Origin of the sequence: Escherichia sp. E14S1, assembly GCF_004211995.1 — a bacterium.
GTDB lineage: Bacteria > Pseudomonadota > Gammaproteobacteria > Enterobacterales > Enterobacteriaceae > Escherichia.
This window is the reverse complement of the sequence record NZ_RHJQ01000005.1, coordinates 14,575-32,555: the sequence shown is the minus strand read 5'-3', so window position 1 is coordinate 32,555 and position 17,981 is coordinate 14,575. Positions and strand designations below refer to the sequence as shown.

General features: G+C 53.9%; 16 protein-coding genes. 7 read left to right on the top strand and 9 right to left on the bottom strand.

Annotated features, from left to right (window positions below):
- Positions 1-44: 44 nt before the first annotated feature.
- From mhpE to D9734_RS06200, 6 genes are read right to left on the bottom strand one after another with little or no spacing between them, the layout of a single operon-like run.
- Positions 45-1,058 (bottom strand): 4-hydroxy-2-oxovalerate aldolase, encoded by a 1,014-nt coding sequence (mhpE, locus tag D9734_RS06225; RefSeq protein WP_001013507.1) that lies wholly within the window; start codon positions 1,056-1,058, stop codon positions 45-47.
- The gene (gene mhpF / locus D9734_RS06220; protein ID WP_000044314.1) at positions 1,055-2,005 is read right to left on the bottom strand and encodes an acetaldehyde dehydrogenase; all 951 of its coding nucleotides are present in this window, start codon (positions 2,003-2,005) and stop codon (positions 1,055-1,057) included. Before mhpF ends, mhpE begins: the two co-directional genes overlap by 4 nt.
- Positions 2,002-2,811: a 2-keto-4-pentenoate hydratase gene (gene mhpD / locus D9734_RS06215; RefSeq protein WP_130206145.1), complete on the bottom strand. Its 810-nt coding sequence runs from the start codon at positions 2,809-2,811 to the stop codon at positions 2,002-2,004. Before mhpD ends, mhpF begins: the two co-directional genes overlap by 4 nt.
- 9 nt (positions 2,812-2,820) lie before the next feature.
- On the bottom strand, positions 2,821-3,687 hold the full coding sequence (gene mhpC / locus D9734_RS06210; RefSeq protein ID WP_001570752.1) for a 2-hydroxy-6-oxonona-2,4-dienedioate hydrolase: 867 nt from the start codon (positions 3,685-3,687) through the stop codon (positions 2,821-2,823).
- A 17-nt stretch (positions 3,688-3,704) separates the two neighbouring features.
- A complete protein-coding gene (gene mhpB / locus D9734_RS06205) occupies positions 3,705-4,649 on the bottom strand; it encodes a 2,3-dihydroxyphenylpropionate/2,3-dihydroxicinnamic acid 1,2-dioxygenase (protein WP_130206143.1) in 945 nt (314 codons plus the stop codon).
- Between the two features lies 1 nt (position 4,650).
- Positions 4,651-6,315: a bifunctional 3-(3-hydroxy-phenyl)propionate/3-hydroxycinnamic acid hydroxylase gene (locus D9734_RS06200; RefSeq protein ID WP_130206141.1), complete on the bottom strand. Its 1,665-nt coding sequence runs from the start codon at positions 6,313-6,315 to the stop codon at positions 4,651-4,653.
- A 190-nt stretch (positions 6,316-6,505) separates the two neighbouring features.
- On the opposite strand from D9734_RS06200, the gene D9734_RS06195 reads away from it, so the two are divergent.
- The 7 genes from D9734_RS06195 (at position 6,506) to lacA (ending at position 15,501) form a co-directional block, all read left to right on the top strand.
- Positions 6,506-7,339 carry a DNA-binding transcriptional regulator gene (locus tag D9734_RS06195; protein WP_240780531.1) on the top strand — a complete coding sequence of 278 codons (834 nt, stop codon included), beginning with the start codon at positions 6,506-6,508 and terminating at the stop codon, positions 7,337-7,339.
- Positions 7,340-7,453: 114 nt separating this feature from the next.
- On the top strand, positions 7,454-8,230 hold the full coding sequence (locus D9734_RS06190; protein WP_130206137.1) for an MBL fold metallo-hydrolase: 777 nt from the start codon (positions 7,454-7,456) through the stop codon (positions 8,228-8,230).
- A 19-nt stretch (positions 8,231-8,249) separates the two neighbouring features.
- A complete protein-coding gene (locus D9734_RS06185; RefSeq protein WP_130206135.1) occupies positions 8,250-9,203 on the top strand; it encodes a GlxA family transcriptional regulator in 954 nt (317 codons plus the stop codon).
- A 36-nt stretch (positions 9,204-9,239) separates the two neighbouring features.
- On the top strand, positions 9,240-10,322 hold the full coding sequence (lacI, locus tag D9734_RS06180) for a DNA-binding transcriptional repressor LacI (RefSeq protein ID WP_130206133.1): 1,083 nt from the start codon (positions 9,240-9,242) through the stop codon (positions 10,320-10,322).
- A gap of 122 nt (positions 10,323-10,444) precedes the next feature.
- The gene (gene lacZ / locus D9734_RS06175) at positions 10,445-13,519 is read left to right on the top strand and encodes a beta-galactosidase (protein ID WP_130206131.1); all 3,075 of its coding nucleotides are present in this window, start codon (positions 10,445-10,447) and stop codon (positions 13,517-13,519) included.
- Between the two features lie 51 nt (positions 13,520-13,570).
- Positions 13,571-14,824, top strand: coding sequence for a lactose permease (gene lacY / locus D9734_RS06170; RefSeq protein WP_130206129.1), 1,254 nt, complete (start codon positions 13,571-13,573; stop codon positions 14,822-14,824).
- Between the two features lie 65 nt (positions 14,825-14,889).
- Complete coding sequence (gene lacA, locus D9734_RS06165; RefSeq protein ID WP_130206524.1) at positions 14,890-15,501, top strand: galactoside O-acetyltransferase; 612 nt, start codon at positions 14,890-14,892, stop codon at positions 15,499-15,501.
- A gap of 102 nt (positions 15,502-15,603) precedes the next feature.
- Here the strand turns inward: lacA and cynX are convergent, their stop codons facing one another.
- Genes cynX through cynT form a run of 3 tightly spaced genes read right to left on the bottom strand, consistent with a single transcriptional unit; the run spans position 15,604 to position 17,951 of the window.
- Entirely contained in the window at positions 15,604-16,785 is a 1,182-nt protein-coding gene (gene cynX, locus D9734_RS06160; RefSeq protein ID WP_130206127.1) for a cyanate transporter CynX, read from the bottom strand.
- A gap of 5 nt (positions 16,786-16,790) precedes the next feature.
- Complete coding sequence (gene cynS, locus D9734_RS06155; RefSeq protein WP_130206125.1) at positions 16,791-17,261, bottom strand: cyanase; 471 nt, start codon at positions 17,259-17,261, stop codon at positions 16,791-16,793.
- A 30-nt stretch (positions 17,262-17,291) separates the two neighbouring features.
- Complete coding sequence (gene cynT, locus D9734_RS06150) at positions 17,292-17,951, bottom strand: carbonic anhydrase CynT (protein ID WP_130206123.1); 660 nt, start codon at positions 17,949-17,951, stop codon at positions 17,292-17,294.
- Positions 17,952-17,981 lie beyond the last annotated feature (30 nt).

Below are 17,981 nucleotides of genomic sequence, written 5' to 3'. Positions count from 1 at the left end.
TGCCTGGGATGGGCATACAAAATGCACGTTCTCGGCAGTCATCATTATTTGTTGTTGCGCAGATCCAGCGCCACGTCGACGATCATATCCTCCTGGCCGCCAACCATCCGGCGTTTGCCCAGCTCAACGAGAATATCCACCGCGCTTAAGCCATAACGCGCCGCCGCCGTTTCACAGTGACGCAGGAAGCTGGAGTAAACACCAGCGTATCCCAGCGCCAGCGTTTCGCGATCGACTCGTACCGGACGATCCTGCAACGGACGCACCAGGTCATCAGCGGCATCCATTAACGCATAGAGATCGGTCCCATGCTGCCAGCCCAGTTTATCCGCGGCGGCAATAAACACTTCCAGCGGCGCGTTACCTGCGCCCGCCCCCATTCCCGCGAGACTGGCATCGATTCGGTCACAGCCCTCTTCCACCGCCGCGATAGAGTTCGCCACGCCAAGACTCAGGTTATGGTGAGCGTGCATGCCGGTTTGCGTTTCTGGTTTCAGCACTGCTTTCAGGGCGCGGAAACGGTCACGGATATCGCTCATGTTCATCGCACCGCCAGAATCCACCACATAAATACAGGTCGCACCGTAGCCTTCCATCAGCTTTGCCTGCTTCGCGAGATTTTCCGGCGTGGTCATATGGCTCATCATCAGAAAACCAACGGTGTCCATACCGAGCTCGCGGGCATACTGAATATGCTGGGCGGAAACATCAGCTTCGGTACAGTGCGTTGCCACACGAACCACCCGCGCGCCAGCCTGCCAGGCATTTTTCAGATCGTGAATAGTGCCGATTCCTGGCAGCAACAACGTCGCGATTTTGGCGTGCTTCACCACATCCGCCGCCGCTTCAATCCATTCAAGGTCGCTATGTGCGCCGAAACCATAGTTAAAGCTGGAACCCTGCAAACCGTCGCCGTGGGCCACTTCAATCGAATCCACGCGAGCATCATCCAGTGCTTTGGCAATCTGGCGGACATTTTCCAGCGAATACTGATGACGAATGGCGTGCATACCGTCACGCAACGTGACGTCCGAGATATAAAGTTTTTTACCGTTCATGCCGCTTCTCCTGCCTTGCGCGCCAGTGACTGGGCCATTTTTTCCGCTGTCGCCAGCGCACTGGAAGTCATAATGTCGAGGTTGCCCGCATAGGCAGGCAGATAATGCGCTGCGCCTTCGACTTCCAGCCAGACCGCCGTTTTCAGCCCGGAGAACTGCCCCACGCCCGGCAAATTAACCGGTTTATCCTGCGGGATAACTTCAAACTGCACGCGCTGTTTCAGGCGATATCCCGGTACGTAAGCCTGCACCGCCTCAGCCATTTCATTGATTGAGGCTTCGATATCATCTTGTGAAGCTTCGTCGCTCAATACATACACCGTGTCACGCATCATCAACGGTGGCTCTGCTGGGTTAAGCACGATAATCGCCTTCCCTTTTGCCGCGCCGCCCACCACTTCAATGGCGCGCGAAGTGGTTTCCGTAAATTCATCGATATTGGCACGCGTGCCAGGTCCGGCAGATTTACTGGCGATAGAAGCGATAATTTCGGCGTAATGAACACGCGCCACGCGTGAAACCGCCGCCACCATTGGAATGGTGGCCTGGCCGCCGCAGGTGACCATGTTGACGTTCAGTTGATCGACGTTCGCCTCGAGGTTAACCACCGGCACGCAGTAAGGGCCGATGGCAGCAGGCGTCAGGTCAATTAAGCGAATATCCGGTTTCGCTTCGCGCAAAGCGGCATCGTTTTTCACATGCGCGCCCGCGCTGGTCGCATCAAATACAATGTCGATATCAGCAAATTCAGGCATGTTCATCAGTCCGATCACCCCTTCATGGGTAGTGGCGACCCCCATACGTCTGGCACGCGCCAGACCGTCGGACTGAGGATCAATGCCGACCATCACCGCCATCTCCAGATGCTGACCGTGACGCAAAATTTTAATCATCAGATCGGTGCCAATGTTGCCAGAACCGATAATGGCGACTTTACGCTTACTCATGACAGACTTCCTTTTGGGGCTGCGCTTGAAAATGTCGCAGCAACTGAACCTATGCCTTCAATATGGGCTTCAAAACGATCGCCCGCATTCACCGCCACCATCGGACCTAATGCCCCGGTAAGAATGATATCTCCGGCGCGCAGCGGTTGACCCAGGCTGGCCATTTTGCGTGCCAGCCAGACGGCGGCGTTAAGCGGATGTCCCAGGCATTCGCTGCCGCGCCCGCTGGAAACCTCTTCGTTATTACGCGTCATCTTCATGGCGCAGTTTTTCAGGTCTAACCCCGCCGGACGTTGCGCCGGACCGCCGATGACATACACCCCGCAGGAGGCGTTATCTGCCACGGTATCGACAAACTGAATCGACCAGTCGCGAATGCGGCTACCCACCACTTCCAGCGCCGGAAGTACCCATTCAATGGCGTTATACAGTTCGTTAAACGTGGTATCGGTCGCGGGCAAATCGCGGTTCAAAACCAGTGCGATCTCCGCTTCAATGCGGGGTTGCAAGACGCGGGAAAAAGGAATGGTTTCATTATCGCCATAACACATATCGGCAAATAACGTCCCAAAATCCGGTTGATCAACGCCCAGTTGTTGTTGCACTTTCGGATGCGTCAGTCCCACTTTGCGCCCCACCACTCGCCGTCCCTGAGCGACGTCATGTTGCACATTGATGCGCTGAATGGCGTAGGCGGCTTTCGCGTTTTCAATACCAATCAGATCGCGCAGCGGCGCAATCGCTTCGCCCTGCTCTGCGGCGCGGCGTAAATCCGCCGCCAGTTGCTCAAGAGTATGCTTCGTCATGACCATTCCTTAAGGGCGCGCGAGGAAATTCAGCACCAGTTGATTGAAAGCGTCGGCATATTCCCACTGCGCCCAATGACCACAGTCGCGGAAGATATGCAGTTCAGAACCAGCAATGCCGGAAAGCAGACGCAGACCCGCATCCATCGGCACAAAACGGTCGTTGCGCCCCCAGACAATCAGGGTTTGTGCTTTGATTTCCGCCAGGCGTGGACCAAAATCCGGGAACTGTTTCGGATTGGCTTCCAGGCTCTTAACGAAGTTTTCCAGGTGATCGCGACGCGACAGCATATTATTCAGGCGCGCTTCAAACAGGGCGTCGGTCAAATCGCTGGTATCAAAAACGAAGATATCCATCATCAGCTTCAGGTTTTCGATAGTAGGCTGGCGATAAAGCTGATTCAGTCGCTTAATACCTTCGGTTGGCATTGGCGTAAACAAACTCATTCCGCCCGTACCGCCGCCCATCAGCACCAATTTGCCGACGCGCTCCGGCCAGTTAAGGGTGAACGCCACAGAACTGTGGCCGCCCATCGAGTTGCCCAGCAAGTGGATTTTGGCGATATCCAGTTGATCCACCACGCTTTTCAGGATTCGTGCATTAAGATCCGATCGCGAACCACTATTAACGATCGAATCGCTCTTACCCCAGCCCGGACAATCCAACAGGATCACTCGATAGCCCGCCTCTACCAGCGGATCGATATTGCGGCTGAAGTTCGCCCAGCCCGTAGCACCCGGGCCGGAACCGTGCAGCAGGACAACGGTTTCGTCGCCTTGTCCACAGTCATTAAAATGGATGCGCAGCGTTTTACCCGCTTCTTCTACATTCAGAAAACGGCTGGTGGCGGCTTCGGTTTGTGGCTGATAACTCATCATCTTCTCCTGCATATTCAGTTCTCTGTTCTGGCGCTTAACGAGCCAAATCCGGCAATCCACTCCGGGATTGGGCGGTAATAACGCCCTTCGCTACGCCAGTTGCCAAACGCAGAGATAGCGGCAAAAGCGGCGACCCAGGTTTTGATTTCATGTGTCGACTTTCCGGCAATGGCGGAAAGCTCTTCGTTACTGACGGCATCCAGTTCCTGTATGCGTCCCTGCTCCAGCAAAGTCATGAACTGGTTATCCCAAATCGGGTTGAGCGGATGCAGAGTTCTCTGATCCTCAACAAACTTCTCAGCGGCGCTAATCACCCGTTGCTGACGCAATTCGCGTTCACTGGCGGGTAAATCTTTCCCGCTCCCCAACAAACGGTCGCGCATATGGGCATCGGCTTTCGCCAGTTCGGGCACCGGCGGCTGATGGGAAAGCCCACCGGACCCAAGGAACAGCACGCGTTTATTGAGAGTGCTGGTGAAACGTCCAATGGCTTCACCCAACATGCGGGTACGCTGGAAACCGGGCAACGGCGTGGCGACACCGTTGATGAACACAGGTAGAACTGGCACTTTATCCAGCCCACCGAGCAGGAACTCCAGCGGCTGGGCAAAACCGTGATCCACCTGCATACAGTAAGAAACGGCAAGATCGATCCCGCTCTTCATGACGGCATGCGCACAGGACTCCGCCAGCTCCACAGGCACGGGCAGCTCTCCTGCCGCACTGCCGAAATCACCAATTGCCGTCGCCCCAACGCCTAAACAGAACGGTGGCATCACGTCATAGAAAAAACCGTTGTAGTGATCTGGCGCAAACAGCACCACCAGTTCAGGGGAGAAAGCCGCAATACGCTCGCGGGCGCTGGCAATCACACCATTGACCTCATCGAGCACCTCTTGCGCCGGGTCGACATACCCCACCAGCGGCGAGTGGGAAAGACAGTGAAGATAAGCGTGCATATCAGGCTACCTTTTCGACAGAAACGTCGGCATCAGGGCGGGTCAGCGTCATCACCGACGCCAGTTTATTCAGGGCCTTGCCCTGGGTTTGCGGAATGGCGATGGCGGCAACAAAGCGATCCGGGCGCATCACCACCAGCGAAGCATTGTGTTGCGCAAACCAGCTACGCAGACGACCTTGCGTATCGCCCACGCGTAGCACGCCGTCGTGATTATCCTGTGCGGTATGAATTTGCACTTCCGGCACCACCTGAATGAAGCGTGTGCCCAACGCACGCCACTGCTGGATTTGCTCGTTGCTCATTCCCCACAGTGGATTGCATCCCCAGCCAATTACCGCGAAGTTCGCGCCGATCGCGTTATCGAGCAGCGTCACGTCGCCGTTTTCCAGCGTGACTTTCGGCTGAATAAACATCTTGCCGACCGGAGAGTGCTTCGCTTCGCCCTCACGCACCAGCGCACCGCCGTAATATTGCGGCATCGGCTTGAAGCGCATTTCGAGGAAGTAGCGTTTTACTGGCGGCAGATAATTCAGTAGCCAGGAAACGCCGTCACGTAACGTACCCTGCCAGCGTTTCGGCGGAGCCAGCACGTTGCCCGCGGTCACGGACAGGTCAATCATCGCTTTGGCGTGATCGCGACGTTCTTGTTGATAGGTATCGAGCAGCGCATCGCGGGCTTTCCCCTGGATAACCAACGCCAGCTTCCAGGCGAGGTTAAAGGCGTCGCGCATACCGCTGTTATAGCCCTGCCCCTGCCACACCGGCATGATGTGCGCGGCATCGCCCGCCAGCAGTACGCGATCAATACGAAAACGTTGCGCCAGTCGCGCGTTGTGGGTGTAGACACGCTGGCGAATCAATTCAACATTGTCCGGATTAGGCAGCACTTTGCTTAACAGCTTGCGCATATTTTGCGGCTCACGCAGCTGTTCCTCGGTTTCTCCCGGCATCACCATAAATTCAAAGCGACGAACCGCATGAGGCAGCGCGGCAGAAACATACGGGCGCACTGGATCGCAACACAAGTAGATATGCGGCGTACTTAACGGATCGTTGGCGATATCTACCACAATCCACTGATTTGGCGCGGTTTTACCTTCAAACGGCACATTCAGGGTGCGACGGACAAAACTTGCCCCACCATCACAGGCCACCAGCCATTGGGCTTTGACCGTTTCCCGCTGCCCTTCTGCCGTTTTCAGGTGCAAGGTCACTTCGTCATCTTGCTGGCTGAAGGCCTCCAGCTCGCGGGAAAACAAGCAGCGTACATTCGGAAAACGCGACAACCCTTCCAGCATCACCGCATCGACCTGCGGCTGAATAAAGGCGTTACGGCGCGGCCAGCCAAATTCATCGGTCATTGGCTGAATATCAGCAAAACAGCGGCCTTTTGGGGTGAGAAAACGCATCGCATGCCACGGCGTAGTGTGCGGCAGAACATTATCGACCAGGCCAACCGACTGCATGGTGCGCAGCGCCTCGTCATCAATACCAATCGCACGCGGGTAGTCGATCAACTTATCGAGTTTCTCCACCACCAGCACGTCAATGCCCATCTGGCCGAGATAGTTCGCCATCATCAGCCCGACCGGACCGGCACCAGCAATCGCCACCTGAACGCTATGGTTAACAGCAGGCTGGATGTCAGGGTGTTGTATTGCCATTTCAGTACCTCACGACTCGGACAAAATGCCGTTGCGCGCACAGTACAGCGCAACTTATTTTGTTAAAAACATGTAAATGATTTTTTATTGTTCGCTCAGTATAGGAAGGGTGTTTTCGGCTACAATCAAAACATGCCCGGATGTGCACCAGGTGCACAACGTTGTTTTAACTATAGAAATGTCAATTAATATGCAGAACGATGAGCAGACGGAATACAAAACCGTGCGCGGATTAACCCGCGGTATAATGTTATTAAATATGTTAAATAAACTTGACGGCGGTGCCAGCGTCGGGCTGCTGGCGGAACTCAGCGGTCTGCATCGCACCACTGTGCGGCGACTGCTGGAGACGTTACTGGAAGAGGGATATGTCCGGCGCAGTACCTCCGATGACAGTTTTCGTCTGACCATCAAAGTGCGGCAATTAAGCGAAGGGTTTCGTGACGAACAGTGGATTTCTGCGCTGGCGGCCCCGCTGCTGGGCGATCTATTGCGCGAAGTGGTGTGGCCGACAGATGTTTCCACGCTGGATGTTGATGCAATGGTGGTACGCGAAACCACTCACCGTTTCAGTCGATTATCCTTTCACCGGGCAATGGTCGGGCGGCGTTTACCGCTCCTGAAAACCGCCTCGGGCCTGACCTGGCTGGCCTTTTGCCCGGAACAAGAACGCCAGGCGTTAATCGAAATGTTAGCCGCCCGCCCCGGTGATGACTATCAACTGGCACGGGAACCGTTAAAGCTGGAAGCCATTCTGGCGCGCACACGCAAAGAGGGGTACGGGCAGAACTACCGCGGCTGGGATCAAGAAGAAAAGATCGCCTCCATTGCCGTACCGCTGCGCAGTGAACAACGGGTGATTGGCTGTTTGAATCTGGTGTATATGGCCAGTGCGATGACCATTGAACAGGCGGCAGAAAAACATCTTCCGGCGCTGCAACGGGTAGCAAAACAGATTGAAGAAGGGGTGGAATCGCAGGCTATTCTGGTGGCCGGACGGCGAAGCGGCGTGCATTTGCGCTAGCGACGTCAATGTGTAATTTGGCCCATTCTCATCGTTATTCGCCCATTTGCCCACATGCACAGTACGGGCTGCACGCTACGCTAATGACATCAATACTGTGATGTGGAGCAAATCATGAAAATTACTCAAATTCGTAATGCCACCCAAATTATCCAATACGCTGGCAAAACATTTCTTATCGACCCGTTACTCGCGCCTAAAGGAAGTTATCCGGGTTTTGCCGGAACTGCACGCGCAGAAATCCGCAATCCAACGGTAGAATTACCGTGCGATTTAACAACGTTACTCAACGTTGACGCCCTAATCGTGACTCATTTGCATGAAGATCACTGGGACGAAACAGCCTCCCGCGTCGTCCCCAAAGATAAACTGATTTATGTGCAAAATGAGCAAGATGCTGAATCACTGCATAAACAAGGATTTACGCATCTTACCGTACTTACCGACGAGACTAAATTTGGTGATATAACTCTGCATAAAACGACAGGGCAGCACGGCTCCGATCGCACCTATGCCGACCCGGCTATGGCGAAGCGTTTAGGCGCAGCCTGCGGCGTTGTTTTCCAGCACCCGACAGAGAAAACGCTCTATCTGGCTGGCGATACCCTCTGGCGTGACGACGTCGAGGCTACAATGCTAACTTTCCAACCAGAAGTGGTTGTGTTGAATGCCGGATTTGCGCATGTTCTGGGGCATGGCGCGATAATTATGGGAGCAGAAGATATTCTCAAAGCACATTTTACCCTGCCAGAAGCGCAAATTGTCGCGACACATATGGAGGCCGTAAACCACTGTTTGCTGACGCGTGATGCGCTCAAGGAATACGCCAGAGATAATCAAATTATCGAATTTGTGAACGTACCAGAAGATGGTGAAACGTTGACATTCTAATTCGGAGATAAAGAGTGTTATGCGCCCGCTAACTGTTGCCATTATCGCCGTTGCCGGTTTTAGCCCTTTTCACCTTTCCGTACCGTTTATCGTGTTTAGCGAAAAAATGGCGGAGAAAAAACGCTTTCACGTAATTATCTGCGCTGAAAATCTGGGAAACGTGGACTCTGCCGATGGGTTTTCCGTAACCGCCACCCATGACTATACCGCAGTCATCCAGGCGGATATTGTGATAATTCCTTACTGGGGAACAATTACACAAAAACCGCCACAAAAGCTGCTGGAAGCCTTAACGACCGCACGGGATAACGGCGCACAGATTGTCGGGCTTTGCCTGGGCACGTTTGTGCTCGGCTATGCAGGTTTACTGAACAATAAGCGTGCTGCCACGCACTGGGAGTTCGAGCGTGAATTTCAGGCACGTTTTCCACAAACATATCTGGATATTAACGCGTTGTATGTAGACGATGACGGTATTATTACCTCTGCCGGTACTGCCGCGGCGCTGGATTGCTGTTTGTATATTGTTCGGCAACATTTGGGCAGCGACTATGCTAACCATATTGCCCGACGGATGGTCGTACCGCCATATCGCACCGGCGGTCAGGCGCAGTTTATAGAGCAACCGGTGCCGAAAAATACCCATGATGAACGCATTAACCTCCTGCTGGATTACCTGCGGCAAAACATTGTGCAACAGCATGATCTCGACTCGCTGGCGCAGCGAGTAATGATGAGTCGCCGCACGCTAACCCGTCATTTTATGAAAGCGACCGGTTCGAGTATCGCCGAATGGCTCATCACTGAACGCTTACGCCGTAGCCAGGAACTGTTGGAAACCAGTCAGTTGCCCGTTGAGAGGATAGCGGCTGAGGTGGGTTTTCTCTCACCTGTGACCTGGCGTCAGCATTTTAAATCTCACTTCGGCGTCAGCCCCGCCGAATGGCGAAAAACCTTCCGTGGTATGGCATGATAGCGCCCGGAAGAAAGTGAATTCAGGGTGGTGAATGTGAAACCAGTAACGCTATACGATGTCGCAGAGTATGCCGGTGTCTCTTATCAGACCGTTTCCCGCGTGGTAAATCAGGCCAGCCACGTTTCTGCGAAAACGCGGGAAAAAGTGGAAGCGGCAATGGCGGAGCTGAATTACATTCCCAACCGCGTGGCACAACAACTGGCGGGCAAACAGTCGTTGCTGATTGGCGTTGCTACCTCCAGCCTGGCCCTGCACGCGCCGTCACAAATTGTCGCGGCGATTAAATCCCGCGCCGACCAACTGGGTGCCAGCGTGGTGGTGTCGATGGTAGAACGAAGCGGCGTCGATGCCTGTAAAGCGGCGGTACACAATCTTCTCGCGCAACGCGTTAGCGGTCTGATCATCAACTATCCGCTGGATGAACAAGATGCCATTGCTGTGGAAGCCGCCTGTGGTAACGTGCCAGCGTTATTCCTTGATGTCTCTGACCAGGCCCCCATCAACAGTATTATTTTTTCCCATGTAGACGGTACGCGGCTTGGCGTGGATCATCTGGTCGCATTAGGTCACCAGCAAATCGCGCTGTTAGCAGGCCCATTAAGTTCTGTCTCCGCGCGTCTGCGTCTGGCGGGCTGGCACAAATATCTCAAACACCATCAAATTCAGCCAATAGCGGAACTGGAAGGCGACTGGAGCGCCATGTCCGGTTTTCAACAAACCATGCAGATGCTGAATGAGGGCGTTATTCCCACCGCGATGCTGGTTGCCAACGATCAGATGGCGTTGGGCGCAATGCGCGCCATTACCGAGTTCGGGCTGCGCGTCGGCGCGGATATCTCGGTAGTGGGATACGACGATACCGAAGACAGCTCGTGTTATATCCCGCCGTTAACCACCATCAAACAGGATTTTCGTCTGCTGGGGCAAACCAGCGTAGACCGCTTGCTGCAACTCTCTCAGGGGCAGGCGGTGAAGGGAAATCAGCTACTGCCCGTCTCACTGGTGAAAAGAAAAACCACCCTGCCACCCAATACGCAAACCGCCTCTCCCCGCGCGTTGGCCGATTCATTAATGCAGCTGGCAAGGCAAATTTCCCGTCTGGAAAGCGGACAGTGAGCGCAACGCAATTAATGTGAGTCAGCTCACTCATTAGGCCCCCCAGGCTTTACACTCTATGCGTCAGGCTCGTATGTTGTGTGAAATTGTGAGCGGATAACAATTTCACACAGGATACAGCTATGACCATGATTACGGATTCACTGGCCGTCGTATTACAACGTCGTGACTGGGAAAACCCTGGCGTTACCCAACTTAATCGCCTTGCGGCGCATCCCCCTTTCGCCAGCTGGCGTAATAGCGAAGAAGCCCGCGCCGATCGCCCTTCCCGACAGTTGCGCAGCCTGAATGGTGAGTGGCAATTTGCCTGGTTTCCGGCACCAGAAGCGGTGCCGGAAAGCTGGCTCGAGAGCGATCTTCCTGACGCCGATACTGTCGTCGTCCCCTCAAACTGGCAGATGCACGGTTACGACGCGCCCATCTACACCAACGTGACCTATCCTATTGCGGTCAATCCGCCATTTGTTCCCGCAGAAAATCCGACAGGCTGTTACTCGCTCACATTTAATGTTGATGAAAGCTGGCTACAGGAAGGCCAGACGCGAATTATTTTTGATGGCGTTAACTCGGCGTTTCATCTGTGGTGCAACGGGCGCTGGGTCGGTTACGGCCAGGACAGTCGTTTGCCGTCTGAGTTTGACCTGAGCGAATTTTTACGCGCCGGAGAAAACCGCCTCGCGGTGATGGTGCTGCGCTGGAGTGACGGTAGCTATCTCGAAGATCAGGATATGTGGCGAATGAGCGGCATTTTCCGTGACGTCTCGTTGCTGCACAAACCAACCACGCAAATCAGCGATTTCCATGTTGCCACTCACTTTAATGATGATTTCAGCCGCGCTGTACTGGAGGCAGAAGTTCAGATGTACGGCGAACTGCGCGATGAGCTGCGGATAACAGTTTCTTTATGGCAGGGTGAAACGCAGGTCGCCAGCGGCACCGCACCTTTCGGCGGCGAAATTATCGATGAACGTGGTGGTTATAGCGATCGCGTCACGCTACGTCTGAACGTCGAAAACCCGGCGCTGTGGAGCGCCGAAATCCCGAATCTCTATCGTGCGGTGGTTGAACTGCACACCGCCGACGGCACGCTGATTGAAGCAGAAGCCTGCGATGTCGGTTTCCGCGAGGTGCGGATTGAAAATGGCCTGCTGCTGCTGAACGGCAAGCCGTTGCTGATTCGCGGCGTTAACCGTCACGAGCATCATCCTCTGCATGGTCAGGTCATGGATGAGCAGACGATGGTGCAGGATATCCAGCTGATGAAGCAGAACAACTTTAACGCCGTGCGCTGTTCGCATTATCCGAACCATCCGCTGTGGTACACGCTATGCGACCGCTACGGCCTGTATGTGGTGGATGAAGCCAATATTGAAACCCACGGCATGGTGCCGATGAATCGACTGACGGATGATCCGCGCTGGTTACCTGCGATGAGCGAACGCGTAACGCGGATGGTGCAGCGCGATCGTAATCACCCGAGCGTAATCATCTGGTCGCTGGGGAATGAATCAGGCCACGGCGCTAATCACGACGCGCTGTATCGCTGGATCAAATCTGTCGATCCTTCCCGCCCGGTACAGTATGAAGGCGGCGGAGCCGACACCATGGCCACCGATATTATTTGCCCGATGTACGCGCGCGTGGATGAAGACCAGCCCTTCCCGGCTGTGCCGAAATGGTCCATCAAAAAATGGCTTTCGCTGCCTGGAGAGACGCGCCCGCTGATCCTTTGCGAATATGCCCACGCGATGGGTAACAGTCTTGGCGGCTTCGCTAAATACTGGCAGGCATTTCGTCAGTACCCCCGTTTACAGGGCGGCTTTGTCTGGGACTGGGTGGATCAGTCGCTGATTAAATATGATGAAAACGGAAACCCGTGGTCGGCTTACGGCGGTGATTTTGGCGATACGCCAAACGATCGCCAGTTCTGTATGAACGGTCTGGTCTTTGCCGACCGCACGCCGCATCCGACGCTGACGGAAGCAAAACACCAACAGCAGTTTTTCCAGTTCCGTTTATCCGGGCGGACCATCGAAGTGACCAGCGAATACCTGTTCCGTCATAGCGATAACGAGATCCTGCACTGGTCGGTGGCGCTAGATGGCAAGCCGCTGGCAAGCGGTGAAGTGCCTCTGGATGTCGCCCCACAAGGTAAACAGTTGATTGAACTGCCTGAACTACCGCAGCCGGAGAACGCCGGGCAACTCTGGCTCACAGTACGCGTAGTGCAACCGAACGCGACCGCATGGTCAGAAGCCGGACACATCAGCGCCTGGCAACAATGGCGACTGGCGGAAAACCTCAGCGTGACACTCCCTCCCACGTCCCACGCCATCCCGCAACTGACCACCAGCGAAACGGATTTTTGCATCGAGCTGGGTAATAAGCGTTGGCAATTTAACCGCCAGTCAGGCTTTCTTTCACAGATGTGGATTGGCGATGAAAAACAACTGCTGACGCCGCTGCGCGATCAGTTCACCCGTGCGCCGCTGGATAACGACATTGGCGTAAGTGAAGCAACGCGTATTGATCCGAACGCCTGGGTCGAACGCTGGAAGGCGGCGGGCCATTACCAGGCCGAAGCGGCGTTGTTGCAGTGCTCGGCAGATACACTTGCCGACGCGGTGCTGATTACGACCGCCCACGCGTGGCAGCATCAGGGGAAAACCTTATTTATCAGCCGGAAAACTTACCGGATTGATGGACACGGTGAGATGGTCATCAGTGTGGATGTTGAAGTGGCGAGCGATACGCCGCATCCGGCGCGGATTGGCCTGACCTGCCAGCTGGCGCAGGTAGCAGAGCGGGTAAACTGGCTCGGATTAGGGCCGCAAGAAAACTATCCCGACCGCCTTACTGCAGCCTGTTTTGACCGCTGGGATCTGCCATTGTCAGACATGTATACCCCGTACGTTTTCCCGAGCGAAAACGGTCTGCGCTGCGGGACGCGCGAATTGAATTATGGCCCACACCAGTGGCGCGGCGACTTCCAGTTCAACATCAGCCGCTACAGCCAACAACAACTGATGGCAACCAGTCATCGCCATCTGCTGCACGCGGAAGAAGGCACCTGGCTGAATATCGACGGTTTCCATATGGGGATTGGTGGCGACGACTCCTGGAGCCCGTCAGTGTCGGCAGAATTTCAACTGAGCGCAGGTCGCTATCATTACCAGTTGATCTGGTGCCAAAAATAATAATAACCGGGCAGGCTATGTCTGCCCGTATTTAGCGTAAGGAAATCCATTATGTTCTATTTAAAAAACACAAACTTTTGGATGTTCGGCTTATTCTTTTTCTTTTACTTTTTTATCATGGGTGCCTATTTCCCGTTTTTCCCGATTTGGCTACATGACATCAACCATATCAGCAAAAGTGATACCGGAATAATTTTTGCCGCTATTTCTCTGTTCTCCCTGTTATTTCAACCGCTGTTTGGTCTGCTTTCTGACAAACTCGGGCTGCGCAAATACCTGCTATGGATTATCACCGGCATGTTAGTGATGTTTGCGCCGTTCTTTATTTTTATCTTCGGGCCACTGTTACAGTACAACATTCTAGTAGGCTCGATTGTTGGTGGCATTTATCTTGGCTTTTGTTTTAACGCCGGTGCGCCAGCAGTAGAGGCATTTATCGAGAAAGTCAGCCGTCGCAGTAATTTCGAATTTGGTCGTGCGCGGATGTTTGGCTGTGTTGGCTGGGCGCTGTGTGCCTCGATTGCCGGCATCATGTTCACCATCAATAACCAGTTTGTTTTCTGGCTGGGTTCTGGCTGTGCGCTCATCCTCGCCGTTTTGCTCTTTTTTGCCAGAACGGATGCCCCTTCTTCCGCCACGGTTGCCAATGCCGTAGGCGCCAACCATTCTGCATTTAGCCTTAAGCTGGCACTGGAATTGTTCAGACAGCCCAAACTGTGGTTTTTGTCGCTGTATGTTATTGGCGTTTCCTGTACCTACGATGTTTTTGACCAACAGTTTGCTAATTTCTTTACTTCGTTTTTTACCTCCAGTGAACAGGGGACGCGGGTATTTGGCTACGTAACGACAATGGGCGAATTACTTAACGCCTCGATTATGTTCTTTGCGCCGCTGATTATTAATCGCATCGGTGGGAAAAACGCCCTGCTGCTGGCTGGCACTATTATGTCTGTACGCATTATTGGCTCATCGTTCGCCACTTCAGCGCTGGAAGTGGTCATTCTGAAAACGCTGCATATGTTTGAAGTACCGTTCCTGCTGGTGGGCTGCTTTAAATATATTACCAGCCAGTTTGAAGTGCGTTTTTCAGCGACGATTTATCTGGTCTGTTTCTGCTTCTTTAAGCAACTGGCGATGATTTTTATGTCTGTACTGGCGGGCAATATGTATGAAAGCATCGGTTTCCAGGGCGCTTATCTGGTGCTGGGTCTGGTGGCGCTGGGCTTCACCTTGATTTCCGTGTTCACACTTAGCGGCCCCGGCCCGCTTTCTCTACTGCGTCGCCAGGTGAATGAAGTCGCTTAAGCAATTAATGTCGGATGCGGCGCAAGCGCCTTATCCGACCAACATATCAGGACGGAATGACCAAAATGAACATGTCGATGACCGAAAGAATAAAAGCAGGCAAGCTATTTACCGATATGTGCGAAGGCTTACCGGAAAAAAGACTTCGTGGGAAAACGTTTATGTATGAGTTTAATCACTCGCATCCATCAGAAGTTGAAAAAAGGGAAAGCCTGATTAAAGAAATGTTTGCCACAGTAGGGGAAAATGCCTGGATAGAACCACCCGTCTATTTCTCTTACGGTTCCAACATCCATATAGGCCGCAATTTTTACGCAAATTTCAATTTAACCATTGTCGATGACTACACGGTAACAATCGGTGATAACGTACTGATTGCACCCAACGTTACTCTTTCCGTTACGGGACACCCTGTACACCATGAATTGAGAAAAAACGGAGAGATGTACTCTTTTCCGATAACGATTGGCAATAATGTCTGGATCGGGAGTCATGTGGTCATTAATCCAGGCGTCACCATCGGGGATAATTCTGTTATTGGCGCGGGTAGTGTCGTCACAAAAGACATTCCACCAAACGTCGTGGCTGCTGGCGTTCCTTGTCGGGTTATTCGCGAAATAAACGACCGGGATAAGCAATATTATTACAAAGATTACAAAGTTGAATCGTCACTTTAAATTATAAAAATTGCCTGATGCGCTTTGCTTATCAGGCCTACAAATTCAGTGATCTACGTTGGCCGCATCCGGCATGAACAAAGCGCAGGAACAAGCGTCGCATCATGCCTCTTTGACCCACAGCTGCGGAAAACGTGCTGGTGCAAAGCGCAGGGTTATGATCATCAGCCCAACGACGCATAGCGCATGAAACGCCCAGTCCATCAGGTAATTGCCGCTGATACTGCGCAGCACGCCAGAAAACCAGGGGGCAAGCCCGGCAATGACAAAACCAATCCCCTGCATAAACGCCACCAGCTTGCCAGCAATAGTCGGTTGCACAGAGTGGTCGAGCGCCAGCAGCAAACAGAGCGGAAACGCGCCGCCCAGACCTAAACCACACACCATCGCCCACAATACCGGCAATTGCAGCGGCAGCCAGATAAAGCCGCAGAAACCCACCAGTTGTAACACCAGCGCCAGCATTAACAGTTTGCGTCGGTCCTGATGGCGAGCCATAGCAGGCATTAGCAATGCCCCTGCGGCTTGCCCAAGCGTCATCAACGCCAGCAAGGAACCGCTGTACTGCGCGCTGGCACCAATCTCAATATAGAAAGCGGGTAACCAGGCAATCAGGCTAGCGTAACCACCGTTAATCAGACCGAAGTAAAGGCCCAGCGTCCACGCGCGGGGAGTGAATACCACGCGAACCGGAGTGGTTGTTGTCTTGTGAGAAGAGGCGACCTCGCGGGCGCTTTGCCACCACCAGGCAAAGAGCGCAACAACGGCAGGCAGCGCCCACCAGGCGAGTGTTTGATACCAAGTTTCGCTGTGATGAACTAACCAGGGCGTCAGGGCGGCACCAAGTCCACCGCCGCCCATCAGAGCCGCGGACCACAGCCCCATCACCAGTGGCGTGCGCTGCTGAAACCGCCGTTTAATCACCGAAGGCATCACCGCCTGAATGATACCGATCCCCACCCCACCAAGCAGTGCGCTGCTAAGCAGCAGCGCACTTTGGGGGTAAAGCTCACGCATCAATGCACCGACGGCAATCAGCAACAAACTGATGGCGACGCTGCGACGTTCGCTGACACGCTGATGAAGCCAGCTTCCGGCCAGTGCCAGCCCGCCCATGGTGACCACCGGCAGAGCGGTCAACAGGGCAGCCACGCTAAAGCTCATTCCGCTCGCCTGGCGCAATTGCGGTAGCAGTGGCCCGACGGAGGTGAGCAGTGGTCGCATATTAAGACCAATCAGCACCAGAACCAACAGCATCGTGAACGTCTTTTGATGGTCGCGCATGACTGTCAGAACGGTTTGGTCGGCAGATATTTACCATCTAAGGTGATGACCGCACGTTCGCCACCTTCCGGGTCCGCCACTTTCTTAACGTCGAGTTTGAAGTTAATCGCGCTGATAATGCCATCGCCAAACTTCTCATGAACCAACGCTTTCAGGGTTGTGCCGTACACCTGCAACATTTCATAGAAACGATACATCGTTGGGTCGGTTGGAATACGGTCATCAATGCAGCCACGCAGTGGCACAGTTTGTAATAACAGAATGGCGTCTTCGTCGAGATCCAGTTTCGCCCCGACCAGGCGGGCGGCGTCGGCAGGAAGCGCCTGCTGACCCAGCAAAGCCGCGGTTACGAAGGCTTCTGCCAGACCGGTGCCATCGGCAATCTCGGCAAATGAGAGATCTTTTTTAGCTTTGCTGAGCAAAATGGCATCGGCAAGATCAAGACGAATATTGCGGTTAATTTGCGACTGAATCATGGTGGATCTCCTGATGGTTTAAAAATAAGGTTACGCTGCGGTCGGTTGGCGTAGCGGTATGGCACAAACGCGAGGATTAGCTGCCAGTGGCACAAACTGGCGGGTTGCGCCGTCAAAAGCTGCGATGCTGCCGCTTTCAATGTCGTAGACCCAGCCGTGCAGGGCGATCCGCCCCTCTTCGAGCGCCAGGCGCACCGATGGATGAGTTTGCAAATTAGCCAACTGAGCAATGACGTTTTCACGTACCATCGCCGCAGCTTTTGACGGTAAATCGGGATGCGGGCGCGCCTCATTAACGACGCGGGCAGAATCGGCATAACGCAGCCAGTGGGAGACGGCAGGCATATGGTCCATGCACTGACAGCTGGCAATGGCGGTCATCGCGCCACAGTTGGAATGACCACAAATCACAATGTCAGATACCCGAAGCGCAGCGACGGCATACTCCACCGAAGCAGAAACGCCACCGGGTTCCGGCCCGTAGGAAGGGACGATATTGCCCGCATTGCGAATAACGAACAGATCGCCGGGTTCACGTTGCGTCACCAGCTCAGGGACCAGACGGCTATCGGAGCATGAGATAAAAAGTGTGCGCGGGCTTTGCTGTGTCGCCAGCTGTTTAAACAAGGCTTCCCGCTCAGGAAATGCCTCGCGCTGGAATTTAAGGAATCCATCAATAATCTCTTTCACCGTTAACCTCTGTCTGTCTCTGGAATGAGA